This is a genomic window from Veronia nyctiphanis (assembly GCF_004116385.1).
Lineage (GTDB): Bacteria > Pseudomonadota > Gammaproteobacteria > Enterobacterales > Vibrionaceae > Veronia > Veronia nyctiphanis.
This window is the reverse complement of the sequence record NZ_PEIB01000007.1, coordinates 16,499-34,646: the sequence shown is the minus strand read 5'-3', so window position 1 is coordinate 34,646 and position 18,148 is coordinate 16,499. Positions and strand designations below refer to the sequence as shown.

The 18,148-nt window shown below is 45.6% G+C and carries 12 protein-coding genes and 3 pseudogenes; 9 read left to right on the top strand and 6 right to left on the bottom strand.

Annotation, left to right across the window (positions count from 1 at the left end; translation table 11 throughout):
• Positions 1 to 114 precede the first annotated feature (114 nt).
• Positions 115 to 2,757 (bottom strand): DNA topoisomerase (ATP-hydrolyzing) subunit A, encoded by a 2,643-nt coding sequence (gene gyrA / locus CS022_RS07775; RefSeq protein WP_129121813.1) that lies wholly within the window; start codon positions 2,755 to 2,757, stop codon positions 115 to 117.
• Between the two features lie 417 nt (positions 2,758 to 3,174).
• On the opposite strand from gyrA, the pseudogene ubiG reads away from it, so the two are divergent.
• The 5 genes and pseudogenes from ubiG (at position 3,175) to CS022_RS07750 (ending at position 8,717) form a co-directional block, all read left to right on the top strand.
• A pseudogene (ubiG, locus tag CS022_RS07770) lies at positions 3,175 to 3,887 on the top strand (bifunctional 2-polyprenyl-6-hydroxyphenol methylase/3-demethylubiquinol 3-O-methyltransferase UbiG).
• 26 nt (positions 3,888 to 3,913) lie between these two features.
• Positions 3,914 to 4,564, top strand: a complete 651-nt coding sequence (locus CS022_RS07765; RefSeq protein WP_129121812.1) for an HAD family hydrolase — start codon at positions 3,914 to 3,916, stop codon at positions 4,562 to 4,564.
• 398 nt (positions 4,565 to 4,962) lie between these two features.
• Positions 4,963 to 7,235 (top strand): annotated as a pseudogene (gene nrdA / locus CS022_RS07760) (class 1a ribonucleoside-diphosphate reductase subunit alpha).
• A 64-nt stretch (positions 7,236 to 7,299) separates the two neighbouring features.
• A complete protein-coding gene (gene nrdB, locus CS022_RS07755; protein WP_129121811.1) occupies positions 7,300 to 8,433 on the top strand; it encodes a class Ia ribonucleoside-diphosphate reductase subunit beta in 1,134 nt (377 codons plus the stop codon).
• Positions 8,430 to 8,717 (top strand): 2Fe-2S iron-sulfur cluster-binding protein, encoded by a 288-nt coding sequence (locus tag CS022_RS07750; RefSeq protein WP_129121810.1) that lies wholly within the window; start codon positions 8,430 to 8,432, stop codon positions 8,715 to 8,717. Before nrdB ends, CS022_RS07750 begins: the two co-directional genes overlap by 4 nt.
• Positions 8,718 to 8,731: 14 nt before the next feature.
• Here the strand turns inward: CS022_RS07750 and CS022_RS26110 are convergent, their stop codons facing one another.
• Entirely contained in the window at positions 8,732 to 9,001 is a 270-nt protein-coding gene (locus CS022_RS26110) for a hypothetical protein (protein ID WP_235869322.1), read from the bottom strand.
• Positions 8,941 to 9,963 carry a CinA family nicotinamide mononucleotide deamidase-related protein gene (locus CS022_RS07745; protein ID WP_235869321.1) on the bottom strand — a complete coding sequence of 341 codons (1,023 nt, stop codon included), beginning with the start codon at positions 9,961 to 9,963 and terminating at the stop codon, positions 8,941 to 8,943. Before CS022_RS07745 ends, CS022_RS26110 begins: the two co-directional genes overlap by 61 nt.
• A gap of 237 nt (positions 9,964 to 10,200) precedes the next feature.
• On the opposite strand from CS022_RS07745, the pseudogene CS022_RS07740 reads away from it, so the two are divergent.
• Positions 10,201 to 11,386: pseudogene (locus tag CS022_RS07740) on the top strand (aromatic amino acid transport family protein).
• A gap of 44 nt (positions 11,387 to 11,430) precedes the next feature.
• On the opposite strand, the gene CS022_RS07735 reads toward CS022_RS07740, so the two are convergent.
• From CS022_RS07735 to CS022_RS26100, 3 genes are read right to left on the bottom strand one after another with little or no spacing between them, the layout of a single operon-like run.
• The gene (locus CS022_RS07735; RefSeq protein ID WP_129121809.1) at positions 11,431 to 12,156 is read right to left on the bottom strand and encodes a sulfite exporter TauE/SafE family protein; all 726 of its coding nucleotides are present in this window, start codon (positions 12,154 to 12,156) and stop codon (positions 11,431 to 11,433) included.
• Positions 12,153 to 12,905, bottom strand: coding sequence for a methyltransferase (locus CS022_RS26105; protein WP_328590335.1), 753 nt, complete (start codon positions 12,903 to 12,905; stop codon positions 12,153 to 12,155). Before CS022_RS26105 ends, CS022_RS07735 begins: the two co-directional genes overlap by 4 nt.
• Positions 12,839 to 13,360 (bottom strand): hypothetical protein, encoded by a 522-nt coding sequence (locus CS022_RS26100; protein ID WP_235869319.1) that lies wholly within the window; start codon positions 13,358 to 13,360, stop codon positions 12,839 to 12,841. Before CS022_RS26100 ends, CS022_RS26105 begins: the two co-directional genes overlap by 67 nt.
• A gap of 458 nt (positions 13,361 to 13,818) precedes the next feature.
• Between CS022_RS26100 and CS022_RS07725 the strand changes: the two genes are divergently transcribed.
• From CS022_RS07725 to CS022_RS07715, 3 genes are all read left to right on the top strand, one after another.
• The gene (locus CS022_RS07725; RefSeq protein ID WP_235869328.1) at positions 13,819 to 14,511 is read left to right on the top strand and encodes a DNA repair protein; all 693 of its coding nucleotides are present in this window, start codon (positions 13,819 to 13,821) and stop codon (positions 14,509 to 14,511) included.
• 288 nt (positions 14,512 to 14,799) lie between these two features.
• A complete protein-coding gene (locus tag CS022_RS07720; protein WP_129121807.1) occupies positions 14,800 to 16,767 on the top strand; it encodes a methyl-accepting chemotaxis protein in 1,968 nt (655 codons plus the stop codon).
• Positions 16,768 to 16,777: 10 nt separating this feature from the next.
• Positions 16,778 to 18,052, top strand: coding sequence for an ABC transporter substrate-binding protein (locus tag CS022_RS07715; protein ID WP_129121806.1), 1,275 nt, complete (start codon positions 16,778 to 16,780; stop codon positions 18,050 to 18,052).
• Positions 18,053 to 18,148: the final 96 nt, after the last annotated feature.

Here is an 18,148-nt window from a genome sequence, read left to right as displayed (position 1 = left end):
TGTATCACCTTTCACCGCCTTTTGAAAAGGCAAAACTCGTAATACGGCGCTTTATACAAATCAAAGACATAAAAAAACGCAGCCTTAGCTGCGTTTTTTCGTTCAAATGAATACTTACTCGGCATCAGGTGCCGCTGCTTCATCGCCTGTAGGCGCTTGCCCTTCGGAAGAGTCTTGCTCAGCAGTCGCATCAGCCTCGCCTTCCTCTGTACCTTCAGGTAACACTTCCTCTTCAGGCTCTTCGATACGTTGCAGACCAACGACCTCTTCACCTTCACAGGTACGAATCAGCGTTACACCCTGAGTATTCCGGCCTACTTGGCTAACTTCAGAAGCTCTTGTACGCACCAGTGTGCCGCCGTTGGTGATCATCATAAATTCATCACCTTCCTCAACCTGCACTGCCCCTACCACACAACCATTACGGTCTGAGACTTTGATAGAAAGCACGCCTTGAGTTGCTCGGCTCTTCGCTGGGTACTCACCTAATTCAGTTCGTTTACCGTAGCCATTTTCGGTCACGGTCAGGATGTCGCCTTCCGTATGCGGCACAATAAGTGAAACGACCTGATCATTGTCAGAAAGTTTGATACCACGAACACCTGCGGCTGTACGGCCCATGCCACGCACTTGTTCTTCATTGAATCGAACAACTTTGCCCGACTTAGAGAACAGCATGATGTCGTTATCACCCGTAGTGATATCCACACCAATCAATGAGTCATCATCACGCAGGTTCACTGCAATGATACCTGCACTGCGTGGACGACTGAAATCAGTCAGCGGTGTCTTCTTGACGGTACCGTTACCCGTCGCCATAAAGACGAACTTGTCTTCTTCGTACTCCGTGACTGGCAAAATCGCAGTAATTCGCTCACCAGATTCAAGCGGCAGCAGGTTAACAATCGGCTTGCCTCTCGCAGTTCGCGAGGCCAATGGTAATTGATATACCTTCATCCAGTACATACGACCGCGGCTTGAGAAGCAAAGAATTGTGTCGTGGGTATTAGCCACCAGCAGACGCTCAATGAAATCTTCATCTTTCATTCGCGTTGCTGATTTACCTTTACCACCACGACGTTGTGCTTCGTAATCTGTCAGAGGTTGGTACTTCACATAACCTTCATGTGAAAGTGTCACAACAACGTCTTCCTGATTAATCAGATCTTCGATATCGATATCTGCACTTGCCGCAGTGATTTCGGTACGACGCTCATCACCATACCCATCACGAATAGCTTCAAGCTCTTCGCGAATGACTTCCATCAGGCGTTCTGGGTTTGAAAGAATCAGCATCAGCTCACCAATCAATCCCAACAGCTCTTTGTATTCGTCGAGGATCTTCTCGTGCTCAAGGCCTGTCAGTTTATGTAAACGCAGATCGAGAATTGCCTGGGCTTGTTGTTCCGTTAGATAGTAAAGTCCATCACGAACGCCAAATGCATCGTCTAACCATTCAGGGCGTGCCGCATCAACACCAGTTGCTTCCAGCATGGCTGCAACGGTGCCAAGGTTCCAACCACGTTCTTGCAGTTGCTCGCGAGCAATGGCAGGAGTCTGGGCGGCACGAATTAGCTCAATGATCTCATCAATGTTGGCCAGTGCAATCGCCAAGCCTTCGAGGATGTGTGCACGTTCACGCGCTTTTCGTAACTCGAAGATCGTGCGTCGTGTCACCACTTCACGGCGGTGGTTGACGAAGCACTTGAGCATTTCTTTCAGGCCAAACAGTTTTGGCTGATTGTTATCCAACGCAACCATGTTGAAACCGAAAGATGTCTGAAGCTGAGTCTGTGCGTAAAGGTTATTCAGAATAACCTCACCGACGGCATCACGTTTACACTCGATAACAATACGCATACCGTCTTTATCAGACTCATCACGTAGTGCGCTGATGCCTTCGACTTTTTTGTCTTTCACCAACTCAGCGATCTTTTCGATCAAGCGCGCTTTGTTAACCTGATAAGGAATCTCATTGACGATAATGGTCTCTTTACCATTCTTGTCAGTTTCGATTTCAGCACGAGAACGGAGATAAATCTTACCGCGACCAGTGCGATACGCGTCTTCAATACCCTTTCTGCCATTGATAAGAGCAGCCGTCGGGAAATCAGGGCCGGGTACATGCGTCATCAACTCTTCAATAGTGATGTCTTCATTCTCGATGTACGCCAGACAGCCGTTGATAACTTCAGTCAAGTTATGCGGCGGAATGTTTGTCGCCATACCAACGGCGATGCCTGACGCACCATTAACCAGAAGGTTAGGGATGCGTGTCGGCATGACTTCAGGAATCTTCTCTGTACCGTCATAGTTAGGTACAAAATCGACAGTCTCTTTTTCCAGGTCCGCCAGAAGTTCGTGTGCGATCTTCGACATACGAACTTCTGTGTAACGCATCGCTGCCGCTGAGTCTCCATCAATCGAACCGAAGTTACCCTGACCATCAACCAACATATACCGAAGTGAGAATGGCTGAGCCATACGAACGATGGTGTCGTATACCGCACTGTCCCCGTGCGGGTGATATTTACCAATCACGTCACCAACGACACGGGCAGATTTTTTATAGGCCTTGTTCCAGTCGTTGCCCAGCACATTCATTGCATACAGGACACGACGGTGAACAGGTTTTAGGCCATCACGCACGTCAGGAAGCGCACGACCAACGATGACAGACATCGCGTAGTCGAGGTACGAGCTTTTGAGCTCTTCTTCAATATTTACGGGCGTGATCTCTTTAGCAAGATCGCTCATGGAGCCAATATCCCTCAGATAAGATTGTCGTAATTAAATACGTGCAAGACCTGTAATATTACCATAAAAAGCCCGACATAGTCATAGAGTAAAGGGGAGATAAATCACGAATTGTTGTCATTTTAGTCAATGAAAAAAGTTAACTGATGGCATATTAACCACCCAAATTTTAAGAAAAAATTCTACTTGCGTCTTATAAGTACTCGGACACGAGTTTGTTCACCACTGACAACTCCCTTTTCTTCAAGCCGTTACAACGAGAAATTGCTATTTATTGCGTTTGAAAATAGCCGATTATTACTCAAAAAATGAAAAGCATGTCTTCATAACAACCTATACGGATTATCGATGAACAGGCCTCTGTTTCATGAACACTGATGACGATATAATGAAAAAAAACGAAGGAACCCTGAACCAATGAGCAGTAATCAAAACGTCGACCCCGCTGAAATTCAAAAATTTGAAGACTTGGCATCCAAATGGTGGGATCTGGAGGGAGAATTTAAGCCCCTGCATCAAATCAACCCACTTCGCCTCAATTATATTCTCGAACGAAGCAATGGCATTTTCGGTAAAGAGGTACTCGACGTAGCTGCGGTGGAGGAATACTGGCCGAAAGTATGGCAAAAGAAGGCGCTAATGTCATTGGCTTAGACATGGGCGCTGAACCCCTCTCTGTTGCCCGCTTACATGCACTTGAGACGGGAACAGAGCTCACTTACGTTCAGAGTACAGTGGAGGACCATGCTGCTGAGTATCCGCAAAAGTATGATGTGGTTACCTGTATGGAAATGTTGGAGCATGTGCCTGACCCAGCTTCTGTCATTGCATCATGCGCAAGGCTCGTTAAGCCAAATGGGCATGTCTTCTTTTCGACGTTAAACCGTAATACCAAATCGTGGCTGATGGCTATTGTAGGTGCTGAGTATGTGCTGAATATGGTGCCCAAGGGCACGCATGACCACAAAAAGTTCATCCGCCCTTCGGAATTACTGAGAATGATTGATACAACAGGACTCACTGAGGAGCACATCACGGGCCTTCACTACAACCCGTTGACCGAGAGCTACTGGCTATCAAATAAAAATGTCGACGTGAACTATATGGTCCACACCGTCTTTCAACCTTAAACATCTAAACAATAAAGGAAGCTTCTGTGGGCATTGAGTCTGTACTTTTCGACCTCGACGGAACGTTACTCGATACAGCACCTGATATGGGGCGGGCGGCGAACATCGTGCTTAAGTTGCATGGTCAACCTCCTTTATCAGACGAACAAGTGCGTAAATGCTCCAGTTTCGGCTCCAGAGGTTTACTGCTTGATGGCTTCAACGGCGATATTCCCGAAGGCATCATGCCCCTAGCCCGAAAACAGTTTCTTGATGCTTACTCGGCCGATATCAACCGGGGGACACAATACTACCCCGGAATTCTTTCGTTACTCGACGCGCTCGACGAGAAAGGCCTCAAGTGGGGCATTGTTACCAACAAGCCAGGCGACCTCACTGAGCAGCTCCTACGCTTCTACCCAAGGCTGGAATCCGCAGACACCATCGTTTCACCCGATACACTCTCGGTAGCCAAACCAGACCCCTCTCCACTTTTGTACGCAGCACAACAGCTTGGCACACATCCTGAATCTTGCTTGTACGTAGGAGACGTCAAAAGTGACGTTGTTGCAGCAAAAGCCGCAAATATGAAATCGGGTGTTGCTAAGTGGGGTTATATCAGTGACCACGGACAAATTTCAGACTGGGAACCTGATCAGATTTTTAACAGCCCTACGCAGATACTGTCATTATTCTGATCTTTGTCACAACTGCTTCATATATGAACGTATGAAAAACAACCATTTAGGGGGTTTCAAAATAACCGCTGAAAGCACCTCAAAAAATTTTATTTTCACCTTGTTTTTTGCCCCCAAACCATTTGCAATTTTCTACTTCATTGAGTTGCAGGGACAGTTGGGTTAGTGAGCACTAACATTGTGTTTTTCATCCCCAAGATATCCACACTCTGCGGCAATTCCACAAACTTGCAAAATTGGCCACGTAACACTATCTTGTTACTCAAGTTAAGGGTAACCCCTATATATAGTGTTTTTATTTTGTACTCCACCGCTCATCTTGTATAGAAGATGAACGAAACAATACAAAAAGTGGCAAAAACACGACACTAGGCCGAGAATCGCTGGGAAATAGATAAATGAACCAACAAATCACTGTTGAAAAACGTAGTGGTCGTAAAGAAAGTATTGATTTAGACAAAATCCATCGAGTCATCGAGTGGGCAGCGAAAGACTTAGATAACGTGTCTGTTTCGCAGGTTGAGCTGCGTTCACACATCCAGTTTTATGATGGAATCAAAACAGAAGATATCCATGAAACGATTATCAAAGCTGCTGCAGATTTGATCTCAGAACAGACACCTGACTACCAATACCTTGCGGCGCGTTTGGCTATTTTCCACCTGCGTAAAAAGCTTACGGCCAATTTGAGCCACCTACGCTTGTTGATCATGTCGCCAAAATGGTTGAAACAGGTAAGTACGATAAACACCTGCTCGAAGACTATACAACCGAAGAGCTGAATATCCTCGACAGCTACATCGACCATTGGCGTGATATGAACTTTTCCTATGCTGCTGTAAAGCAGTTGGAAGGTAAATATTTAGTACAAAACCGTGTTACGGGTGAAATCTATGAGAGTGCGCAGTTTTTATACATAATGATCGCTGCGTGCCTGTTCGCAAAATATCCGAAAGAAACACGTCTTGATTACATCCGCCGCTTCTATGACGCGGTGTCGTTATTCAAGGTTTCTTTGCCGACACCAATAATGTCAGGGGTGCGTACACCGACTCGTCAATTCAGCTCTTGTGTACTGATCGAATGTGACGACAGCCTCGACTCAATCAATGCAACGTCAAGCGCAATTGTTCGTTATGTCAGCCAACGTGCTGGAATCGGCATTAATGCTGGGCGTATTCGTGCACTGGGTAGCCCAATACGCGAAGGTGAAGCATTCCATACTGGTTGCATCCCATTTTATAAGTACTTCCAGACAGCTGTGAAGTGCTGCTCTCAAGGCGGCGTGCGTGGTGGTGCCGCAACTCTTTTCTACCCAATCTGGCACCGTGAAGTTGAAAGCCTGTTGGTTCTGAAAAACAACCGCGGTGTTGAAGAAAACCGTGTACGTCACATGGACTACGGTGTTCAGATTAACAAGCTGATGTATAGCCGTCTGATAAAAGGCGGAAATATTTCTTTGTTCTCACCTTCTGACGTGCCTGGCTTGTATGACGCATTCTTTGCTGATCAAGAAGAATTTGAACGTCTATACACTCAATACGAACAAGATTCGGCCATTCCGCGTGAAACGGTTAAAGCCGTTGAGTTGTTCTCTCTGATGATGCAAGAACGTGCTTCAACAGGCCGTATCTATATACAAAACGTCGATCACTGTAATACGCATAGCGCATTTGACCCGGCAGTCGCGCCTATTCGCCAATCGAACCTGTGCCTAGAAATTACACTGCCGACGAAGCCATTAAATAACGTTGAAGATGAAAATGGTGAAATTGCATTGTGCACACTGTCTGCATTTAACTTGGGTGCCATCAATGAACTTGATGAGCTGGAAGAGTTAGCAGATTTAACAATTCGTGCACTTGACGCGCTGCTTGATTATCAGGATTATCCGCTGCCAGCAGCACGTAAAGCGACGATGAACCGCCGCACATTGGGTGTAGGTGTCATTAACTATGCCTACTATCTGGCGAAGAATGCCGCTCGTTATTCAGATGGCAGTGCTAACGCGCTAACTCACAAAACGTTTGAGGCAATTCAGTATTACCTCCTGAAAGCATCTGTTGAGCTGGCAAAAGAGCAAGGCGCTTGCCCAGCATTTAACGAGACGACCTATGCTCAGGGTATTCTGCCAATAGATACCTACAAGAAAGATCTTGATCAAATTTGTGAAGAGCCACTTCACTATGACTGGGAAACACTGAGACAAGAGATTGTAGAGCACGGTCTTCGTAACTCGACACTTTCAGCGTTGATGCCATCTGAGACATCGTCGCAAATCTCTAATGCGACTAACGGCATTGAGCCACCTCGTGGTTTCGTTTCTATCAAAGCATCGAAAGACGGCATATTGAAGCAAGTTGTACCTGAGTATCACAAGTACAAAGATAACTATGAACTGCTTTGGAACATAGGCAGCAACGACGGATACCTGCAACTTGTTGGTATCATGCAGAAGTTCGTTGACCAAGCAATTTCAGCTAACACCAATTATGATCCAAGCAAGATGCCATCGGGTAAAGTACCAATGAAACTGCTCCTGAAAGATCTGCTTAGCGCCTACAAACTGGGTGTAAAAACACTCTACTACCACAATACACGTGATGGTGCTGATGACAACCAGCAGGACTTGGCAGACGATGACTGTGCAGGCGGCGCTTGTAAAATCTAATCGATGAAAGGGGGAGACAACTCCCCTTTCCATGCTTAAACACGAAAATGGTAACTGAACGATAATGGCTTATAGCACTTTCTCAAAAGAAAAGAACAACGCGTTGAAAGAACCTATGTTCTTTGGACAGTCCGTCAACGTGGCGCGTTATGACCAGCAAAAATACGAGATTTTCGAGAAACTGATTGAAAAGCAACTGAGTTTTTTTTGGCGACCGGAAGAAGTTGATGTGTCGAATGACCGTATCGACTACAACCGTCTCCCTGAACATGAAAAACACATCTTTATCAGTAATCTGAAATACCAAACTTTGTTGGACTCTATTCAGGGAAGAAGTCCGAACATAGCGCTGTTACCCCTAGTTTCCATTCCAGAGTTAGAAACATGGATTGAAACCTGGTCGTTTTCAGAGACTATTCACTCGCGCTCTTATACTCACATCATCAGAAACATCGTGTCTGATCCAGGTATGGTGTTTGACGACATTATCGGTAATGAACAAATCATCAAACGAGCGGCTGACATTGCCCATTACTATGATGATCTGATTCAGGCAACCAACGACTATCACCGTTTCGGTGAAGGTGAGCACAACATCAATGGCGAGACTATTACTTTGTCTCTGCGTGAGCTCAAGAAAAAACTCTATGTCTGCCTGATGTCTGTCAACGCGCTAGAAGCTATTCGTTTCTATGTGAGCTTTGCATGTTCATTCGCTTTTGCAGAGCGTGAGTTGATGGAAGGCAACGCAAAGATAATCAAACTGATCGCACGTGATGAAGCACTACACCTCACCAGTACACAGCATATGGTGAACATACTCCGAAGCGGTGATGACGACCCAGAAATGGCAGAAATCGCAGCCGAGTGTGAGCATGAATGTTTCGAGCTGTTTAAGAAAGCTGCCGAACAAGAAAAGGAATGGGCCGAGTATTTGTTCAAGGACGGTTCAATGATTGGACTGAATAAAGATATTCTTTGCCAGTATGTCGAGTACATTACCAACCTCAGAATGAATGCGGTTGGTTTAAAGCCGCCATACCCAAATGCGTCTCAGAACCCTATCCCTTGGATTAATGCTTGGCTGTCGTCTGACAACGTCCAAGTTGCTCCTCAGGAAGCGGAGATCAGTTCGTATCTGGTGGGGCAAATTGATAATGATGTCGACATTGATGACTTAGGTGAATTTGAACTATGAGCCGAATCACGATCTCAGTGAACGGACAAGAGCTGGTGGGCAATTCCCACCAGCAATTGCTAGAACAGCTTGAAAGTGCAGGCTTAATGCCTGAGTACCAATGTAGAAATGGAGTGTGTGGTGCCTGCCGTTGTAAATTAGAAAGCGGTCATGTCAACCAAAAAGACGCAATGGCTTATGTGGCGGCAGGTGAAATTCTCACATGCCAATCAGTTCCAGTTTCAGATGTCAGTCTGACATTTGATTATCAGATTACCTCTGTACCCATTGCGGTGAATGAATAACAACCGCGTTCACATCAGCGTGTAATATGCTGCTCTTCAACAAGATTCAATGCACTGATTACCGGGAACATAGGCTTCCCCTCCAGCCAACGACGCAAAAGATCTAGCATCAATGTCGCCAGATAATGACGATAGTCTTCCGTAGAGAAGTTCTTCCGAGTTTCGACCCGAACTCCCCAGTCTCCCTCAATCGTGGATAAAGCCAGAGAGACTTTACCGTCAATTAACTTGCCACATGACAAGGCCGCTGATGCACCTGCGTTTTCCCTTGCTGCGGAAGCCATAGCGATTGCTGCTGCAAGTGGATATTGTTCTGCATCATCACTCTTGCATTCTCTGACAGTGTCCAGCCCTGTATCAATTGTCTCTGGCATTCCATGTCGCTGTTCAACATATTTGCCAACCATCCGCCCGTAAATTGTTCAGCAAGCGCAACTGTAATAGCTTGCTGAGTCAGCAAATTACCAAGATTAACTATCATTGGTAAGCCGTCGCCAACAACATGCTCACTCAGTTTTGCTCTTAGTTCGTCCAAAACGTCAGGGATTTGCTCAGCACCTCGTGGAGCGAATAGCTTTATTTCAATAAATGGCAACGCTGAGCGATAACCGATTTCAAAACTATCGGGTAAAGTGACGTCTTCAAAACTGTCGTTAAGAGACGCTTCTGATAACCCAAAGGTATACAGTCGCTTCACCTCCCGCGCTTGGTTGTAAGGAAAGGTTGCTTTCAGTCGAGGCAAAATTTGTTCATCGAACATCATTTTGAACTCACTGGGGACACCCGGGGTAAAAAAGAAGAGGCTGTCATTGAGCTTCGCCGAATAGCCGCAGGCACTGCCGATAGGATTATCAATCAATTCTGATCCGGCGGGTAACATTGCCTGTTTGAGATTACTTTTCGGCATTTCACGTCCATCACGCTCGAATCTGGCTTTGAGAACAGATAACCAATCAGCATAGAGCTCCAGCTCTGTATCCATTGCTGCAGCCATTGCCTGACTTGTCAGGTCATCAGAGGTCGGTCCCAACCCTCCATTCACAATGACAACATCTGATACTTGACTGCAACGGGTAAACTCAACAGCAAGGTCATCAAGGGAATCGCCAACGGTTATCCGGCGATGCAGCGGAAAACCTTGCTCAAAGCATTTCCGGGAAAGCCACGACGCATTTGTATCGTCGATATCTCCATGGAGTACTTCTTCGCCCGTACTGATCATTGCAATCCTAATTGCCTGCTCCACCTCATTTCTCCTTATATCACAGCCAGTTAGTTGATTATGGTTCTATTTATAGTGTCTCTTCAACAACAATTGCACGTAAAAAAATGATTACGATCACTGTACTTTTATTGTTACACTCACTCTGGTGAACAGCGCACGTTTTTGTAACAGCACTTTTCGGAGGATGCACAGGTCGATTTTGCGCTACCTCACACAACAATAAGACTCAGATAACACATCCCTCTTCAGGTTTTTCGCATGCAAAACAAATTATTTGGCAGTGCCTTAATTATCGCCGGAACAACCATCGGTGCAGGAATGCTCGCCCTTCCCCTTGCTTCTGCCGGCTTGGGTCTCGGTCTATCCGTGATCATCATGGTTGGAATGTGGTTGCTAATGACTTTTACCGCAATGTTGATGCTGGAAGTACATCAACATGCTCCAGCAGGCGCTACGCTCAACACTCTGGCTTTTCTTTTTCTCGGTAAGCGTGGTCAATGGCTTGCGAGTATTGCAACCATGTTCCTTCTGTACGCGCTTTGTGCAGCATACATCGCAGGGGGTGGAGGTCAACTTAACGCAAAACTCTCGGACTTTATACAGGCGGACTTTCCCTCTTATGTCGGTATTATCTCGTTCACACTTCTGATTGCCATGATCGTTGGGCTAGGTACCAGCAAAGTTGACTTGATTAACCGCGGCTTATTTGCGCTTAAAATCGTGATGTTAGTCATGGCTCTAGCACTACTCACGCCACATATTTCTGCCGGTCACCTTGTCGAAATGCCATTAGAAAAGGGCTTATTACTGTCAGCGATACCGATAATCTTCACCTCTTTCGGTTTCCACGGCAGTATTCCTTCCGTCGTGTCCTACGTTGGTTTGGATGTTAAAGCGCTAAGAAAGGTCATGTTCATTGGTTCCGGTTTACCTCTACTGATCTATATTTTCTGGCAAGCAGCCAGCCTAGGCAGTATCGGGCAGGCACAGCTGGTTACCAATGATAATCTTGCCGGATTTATAAAACTCGTTGGCAATGTTGTTCACTCAGACTCGGTCGCTGGCACGATTTCACTTTTCGCAGACCTTGCGCTGGCAACCTCATTTCTTGGTGTCAGTTTAGGTCTCTTTGACTTTCTCTCTGATGCACTCAACCGACAAAACTCTTTGTCAGGGCGTCTGCAAACGTCTTTGTGCACATTCGTCCCCCCCATGGTTATCGCCCTATTTTTTCCTCAAGGTTTCGCTGCTGCATTGGGTTACGCGGCGATTGCGTTGGTAATGTTGGGTATTGTATTACCCGTGTTGATGGCAAGAAAAGTACGCATGAAAGGCCTCAATAAAGGTAAGTACCAGGTCGCGGGGGGGGAGTTTGTCTTTGATGCTAACTCTGCTAATTGGCATTCTTATCATCCTAATTCAACTGATAAGCAGCATCTCATAAACCGACTTGAACACATTATAGAGCCAGCAGCCCCGCTGGCTTTTTTACGCACTCAGTGCATGACTCAATAGGCCGATGGCAGCCAAGGTGCATAACACGAGCACGCCCTTTTTCATCCATGCCGGGTTAATTGAATCAGCCACTTTGTAGGCGATGACAGTACTGATCAGTACAAAGGGAAGGCTGAATAAACCATATTGTAGGTGTCTGACATTGAAGTGGCCTGTATAAGCGAGCACACATAGCGACAAAAGGCAGCTCACGGTAAGATATATAGCTAGATTGGCACGAAGTTGATGAGCTTTCGCATTTTGGAGGACCAATGCCATTGGTGGCCCGCCAACACTTGTAGTTGTGCCCATCAACCCTGAAAAAAAGCCAGCAATCAACATGTTTGGATTACTAGGTCTGACACTCACTTTTGACAGACTGATCATGACAGAAAAAAGCACAAGCAACGCCAGAGTAATTTCAATAACCGTCAATGAAAAAACGGTAAGCACTACCCCACCCAAGATGCTACCTGGCACACGACCCAAGAAAGCCCACGTCAAACCACCTAAAGATAGGTGTCCGCGATACTGCCAGGCATTAATCAGACCTAGATACAACGCAACAACAGTAATCGTACTAGGAACATGGCTCGAATCGATAATGAGTAAAACTGGGGCGACAACGATCGCCAATCCAAACCCAACTAGGCTCTGAATAAAGGCACCAATAGAGAGAAGCAGAGCAACAAATAGGTAATCGAAAATTTCAGTGGTCACTGCGCCAATTTTCCCTGAATCAGCACATTTCTTGGCGTAAGTTCGCGCTCGCAGAACTCTCCCAGCGACACCTCATACCCTTGCTCTTTGAGAAACAATACTCTGTCTAAAACAAGCCACAATTCTAATGGACGGCGGAAAATCGTCCGAACAGTTTCCATTTGCTCCACAAGAAAGAAGCGTTCCTCACCATGAGCTAAGAAGCCGTGATAGTCGATTCCTTCGGGTAACGTAATACCTTTAATCTTTGCCGCCCAAATACAAAAACGTTCAAAGCCCTCACCCAATAGAGATTTCTGAATACTTGGAACTGGTACATATGAGGCAATCCCCAAGCGATCACGCAGCAAAGAGTCAAAGCCTAACCGGAAACTGACCTCGACAAATCGCTTGCTTCTGACGCTTTGGCCTGCAGTGACTGACTCTTGCAAAGGTAACTTGAGGTTGTCTTTGTCCAGCTTCAGATGTGACGCTTTCGCTATTGATGAGAGAGGCATGTAGTACTCATCATTAATCAAATGGTAGCAACAGGGAGAAATGCTCACAGCCGCTGTTCGCGCATTAACAGCGTGTTGTATTAGTCTCACGTGTAAATCTCCACAGGCATGAAGGGCAACAGCATGGTCACATTTCAACACGTGGTCGCCACTTTTGGGGGAGAAAGCATCTCCCTGCACAAATTTCATTGGCAAACTATGTTTATCAGCGTATTCCTGACCAGCCTGACAAAGAGACTCTTGCCACTCCAGAGTCGTACGTCCGCGCCCCGAGTTACGGCTAGCAATCGGCCCAAGTACCCTTTTCCGCCGCACCACTCGAGCCATTGGCTTCCTCCTGCTTCTAGGGATTGATCAAAAGCTAGGATCTGAGACCATTTCCGCCCGGGGATACCTGTAGAAAGCCTACCTAAGTCTTTTGGCTCTTTAGTAAAGCGGCGTCGAGGTAAATCAATAATATCGTTTACTTTATCAAGCCCAGAAACCATCTCAGACACCACATCATTCAACTGCCGTGGTGACTGTTTCCAAACTGCGAGATCTGAAAGAGTCTGCATATCAAGCCAATTACACAAGGCCGGATAAGATTCACTCCAAAGCAAGCGCTCAGCTTCAAATGGCTTTTCCCTCCACAAGGTTTGATGCTGTTTCAAAAAATGATCGAGCACTTTAAAGCCAGTTTCAAAAGGACACGCATCTGGTTCCACTGATATACTCCGTGAAATTTTCTAATTAGCTGATAACGGACAAAACAAGAAGTGGAAAGTATATACACGTAAATGAATGAAATGCACAGAGATCGCAACCGTCACGAACGATGCTCAAGTCAGCTCGCTAAAGCAAAATTATTCACTGACATTTGAAAAAAATCAGAACAAAGCCCTATGGGCGAATCCTACCCTGCTTTACAGGTTCATTCACATTGCGTAGTGCGTGTTCCAAATTATTGATTATTCTTAAAGTAGCAGACAAAGAAGCCAATAAAAGTCCGACAGGACGGCAGTTTTTAGCTAAGATCGAAAGTAGTATAAATAAAGTATATAATTCGGTGGGACTTCATTCCTGCCACTTTTAGTTTTTACAGGGAAACCGGACATTGCCTAGTAATATCATCTTAATTGTCGGCCTGTGCGTCATCCTCCTCGGCCTCATCGTGGGCTACAACATGATCGCCCAGCAGCGCCAACGTGTCGAATCTTCCAAACGTCAGGAGTTAGCAAAATATATTGCTGTCGTCGATGCGACAGAAGAGCTGGTGGGTAATGCCCACAACTTGCCATACAGCGGCGCGCTTATGGTTTGCCTGAACAAAAAGATCCTTGATGCATTGAAATCGATGTACTCGATAGATTCGTCTGACAAATCTGTTCAACAACGCATCTCAGATGTTCAAACCCAGATTAATCAGCTTCAGCAGAGTTACCAAAATAAAGACTCTACAGCTTTCCGCGTACCGGATAACGATCGCGACGCAATATCTATGCTGAAACTGGTCAAACGCCTTCGTGCAGTGATTAAAGCTGAGCACACCAAAGGTCATATGCATACCCAAGAGTTTGTTGCAGAAAATTCTCGTCTTGAGCAAATGCAAATGAAGATTAACGTCGAAAACGTGATGAAGCGTGTCAACGAGGCCAAAATCAAGGGCCAAATGGGTACCGCTCAGCAGCTACTCAAAAAAGCGATTGATGTGGTCAGCGCCAAAAATGACCCTTATTGCGTGCAGGCAAAAGAAAGTCTCACTCAGGCGTATCAGGAAATCACTGACAGCCTCAATAAAGGCTTTGAAGAAGCTAAACCCAAGGACGAATCAAACGAAGAGCTTGACGAGCTGTTTGCACCGAAGAAAAAGTGGTAACACGTTACTGATATTAAGCTTATCTTCCACTTCTAAAGCCTGTTTAACAGGCTTTTTTGACTTTTCACTCAAAATCACTCCAACCCCATTGCGTTAGTTTATATCGAAAAATAATATGTGACATTAGCAGCACTTTTATCGCAAAAGTCACTCATCAAGTAGAAGTAAGTACATTTATTGATGTGTTACACAATTATTATTCGCGATTCAAAAGAGTTATTTTTCGTATAAAATTATTGTTATTTTGACATCGTAGCAATCATTTCAATCAGGTGGACCTCATACGCCATGAAAATATCAGTAGTACAGAGAACCGTTATCGGTTTTGCGTTGATGTTTTGTTTGATGGCCTTAATCAGCAGCGTCAGTTTTTTCAACGCAAAGACGATGCAAGAGAAGGTCGAGCATATCACTCAAAAATCTACCCCCGTTGTTGTCGCATCTGGGCAACTTATTAACAAACTTGCCGAGACCAACCTTTTCGTACAAACATACGGCAGCTCAGGTCAACCTGAAGATACAAGCGCCTTTCAACAACTGCATCAGCAGTACAAACTGACCTTAGACAACATTGCGGTGAAAATTGAGTCTCCAAGAGATCAACGTACCTTGAGAGATATTGAAGTCGCGTCAGGTGACTATTTTTCAGGAGCAGAGCAACTGCTCACCGTAAAGACCACCCTTCTCCAGCTCGAAAACCAGCAAGACACATTGATGCTGCAGTTTATGAGACTTGAAGACACGTACAATTGGGCTGCTAATCTGCTCTTACAAAAGGCCGCCGTGAAACGTTCCTTGCGAAACAGAGCCGAGCTTATTACCAGCGGGATTGCACGTGACTTAAAAGCCCTTAGGCGTGCAGACAGGAATACCGACTTGGAGACTCTGAAAAAGACGCTCACAAAAGATATTGAAATCGCCTTCAAACGCTTGGAAAGAATCTCTGTTCCAGAGGACGTGAAAACCCGGTTTACCCGAAACCTGAATCGCATGAGCGAGTTGACTCTGGGTGAGAATGGCCTTATTGCGATATTGTCACAGCAAAAATCGCAGCAACAGGTTTGGACCACAGCAAACGAACAAACACAGGCACAGCTCAATACCATTCGTAACAAACTTAATGACTATGTCATTTATGCTAATCAGCAGTCTGAGCAGAGTATGATAGAGGCCGATGAGGCCCTCAATGACGCACTTTACTCAACATTGTCGATGACATTTATCGCTGCTGTAATCGGGTTATTTGTCGTTGTAAGCACAACGAGAAAGATTCAGAAGCCGTTATCTAAAATCAGACGCGTACTCAACGAGCTGAAAAACGGCGACATGAGAAAGCGTACCAACTACATCAGTCATGATGAATTTGGTGAGCTAAGTACCGCCATAGACAGCATGGCAGATACGATGGCTTCTACGCTGTCAGAGTTTAATGTTGGTGCAAAACAGGTGCTTGATGAGGCTCAACGTTCAGCATCAGTCAGCGAAAGCTCCCAGATGCGAGCTGAAGATCAGCGCTCACGCACAGAACAAGTTGCCGCTGCCATAGCGCAAATGGAAGTCAGCGCCAAAGAGATCTCTCGCGCAACAGAAATGGCAGTCGCTGAGGTTGATGGAGCTAATGATGCTGCAGATAAAGGCAGAGCGCAGGTTACATTGAGTCGTAAGCTAACCGAGTCTCTGTCGGCAAATGTTGAACAAGCTGCTATCAACATGAAGCAATTGAAGGATTACTCGTCAAATATCGGTTCAGTACTCTATGTCATCGAAGAGATTGCTGAGCAGACCAACCTGCTGGCACTCAATGCTGCCATTGAAGCTGCGCGAGCCGGCTCTCAGGGTCGAGGCTTTGCTGTTGTTGCTGATGAAGTACGTGCATTAGCAAACAGAACACAACAATCGACAGAAGAGATTAAGTCGATGATCAGTCAGCTGCAAAACAATGCCACCAATATGGCTGAAACCATGAGCCATAGTCAGGATCAAATGTCTGACTGTCTGCAACAGACACGTATCACAGATGATATGCTGCAAGATATTGCTGGGCGTATGGCCGCGATTCAGGAAATGGCCATTCACGTAGCACAAGCGACGGAAGAACAAATCAAAGTCAGTACCGATGTGGCAGAACATATCCATGGTATTGCAATTGTTGCGACTGATGCCGAGCGAGATGCCAAAGACTCAGCAAGCAGCAGTGCTTCGTTGTCCGAGCTCGCAGTCGGTCAACAGTCTCTCATCTCTAAATTCCGTGTCTGAGGTACATGACATGAAGAAATATTTATCTCTAAGCCTGCTCGGTTCAGTGTTACTGAATATTGCTGCGCCAGTCATGGCGCAAACTACTATTACTGTCGATTCATGGCGAAAAGACGATGCAATTTGGGAACAAAAGATCATTCCCGCGTTCAATAAACATCATCCGGAAATTACCGTTGTTTATCGTTCATCGGATGACTCAGCTCAATTTGATTCCGAATTAAAAAGCAGATTCGAAAACGGCAAAGCTGGCGACTTGATTGCCTGTCGTCCTTTTGATGGTTCTCTCCCTCTTTTCGAAGCAGGGTACCTGAAAGAAATCACCGAGATGAACGGGATCGAAAACTTCCCGAGTTTTGCACAAGCACCATGGCAAACAGATTCCGGTGCGCAAACATTCTGCTTACCCATGGCGTCTGTCATTCATGGCTTCATGTACAACAAAGACATCTTCAAAAAACTTGGTGTCACCAGACCTGAAACCAACGACGAATTCTTTAATGTTCTTGAGCGTGCAAAACAAGAAGGTTATGTCCCCCTTGCAATGGGTACCAAAGATAAGTGGGAAGCAGCAACCATGGGCTTTCAAAATATTGGCCCTAACTTTTGGAAAGGAGAAGATGGCCGTTTCGCTTTGATTGAAGGTAAAGAACGCATCGATAGTGAAGCCTATCTCAACACCTTTCATCACCTTAAACGCTGGTCAAAATATCTTGGTAATAGATATAGTTCTCGCACCTATGCAGATGCGATATCACTCTTCGCCGAAGGAAAAGCAGCCGTTTATCCAGCGGGCTCTTGGGATATTCTTACGTTCAAAGATAAGATCAATCTCGGAGTATTTAAGCCGCCTGTCGAAAAACGTGGCGATGCCTGTTATTTCAGTGATCACACAGACTTGGGTATGGGCCTGAATGCAAAAAGTAAAAACGCCGAGGCAGCTCAGATTTTCCTCGAGTGGATGACTACTGCGGAGTTCGCTAATATCCTCACCAACGAAATGTCTGGCTTTTTCTCGCTGTCCAATCACTTCTTTGACGTAAGCGACCCAATAGCGCAAGAGATGATGTCATGGCGTGACGAGTGCGATTCTACTATTCGTAGTACAGCTCAGCACTTGTCAAGAATGGAAAGAGACATCTGGCAAACCAGCATTGGTGTGATAAATAAAACTATGTCACCCGAGATGGCTGTTTCCAAATTATATCGAGGTGTCTCTCGGTGGTATTTGCCACAAAAGAATGCAAAGAAGAAACTTACTGCTGAAGAGTGTGAGGCTCTGTAACGACAAAGAAGCCTGCTTACTCAAAGTAAGCAGGCGAACCTAGCCGAACATCAGTCTAATTTATGTTACCGTGTTATCATAGTAAACATTAACTAG

Excerpts from the sequence above, each read along its gene's own strand:
- nrdB (WP_129121811.1), top strand. The coding sequence starts at position 7,300 with ATGGCTTATAGCACTTTCTCAAAAGAAAAGAACAACGCGTTGAAAGAA.
- CS022_RS07750 (WP_129121810.1), top strand. The coding sequence starts at position 8,430 with ATGAGCCGAATCACGATCTCAGTGAACGGACAAGAGCTGGTGGGCAAT.
- gyrA (WP_129121813.1), bottom strand. The coding sequence starts at position 2,757 with ATGAGCGATCTTGCTAAAGAGATCACGCCCGTAAATATTGAAGAAGAG.
- CS022_RS07720 (WP_129121807.1), top strand. The coding sequence starts at position 14,800 with ATGAAAATATCAGTAGTACAGAGAACCGTTATCGGTTTTGCGTTGATG.
- CS022_RS07715 (WP_129121806.1), top strand. The coding sequence starts at position 16,778 with ATGAAGAAATATTTATCTCTAAGCCTGCTCGGTTCAGTGTTACTGAAT.
- CS022_RS07725 (WP_235869328.1), top strand. The coding sequence starts at position 13,819 with ATGATCGCCCAGCAGCGCCAACGTGTCGAATCTTCCAAACGTCAGGAG.
- CS022_RS26110 (WP_235869322.1), bottom strand. The coding sequence starts at position 9,001 with ATGGCTTCCGCAGCAAGGGAAAACGCAGGTGCATCAGCGGCCTTGTCA.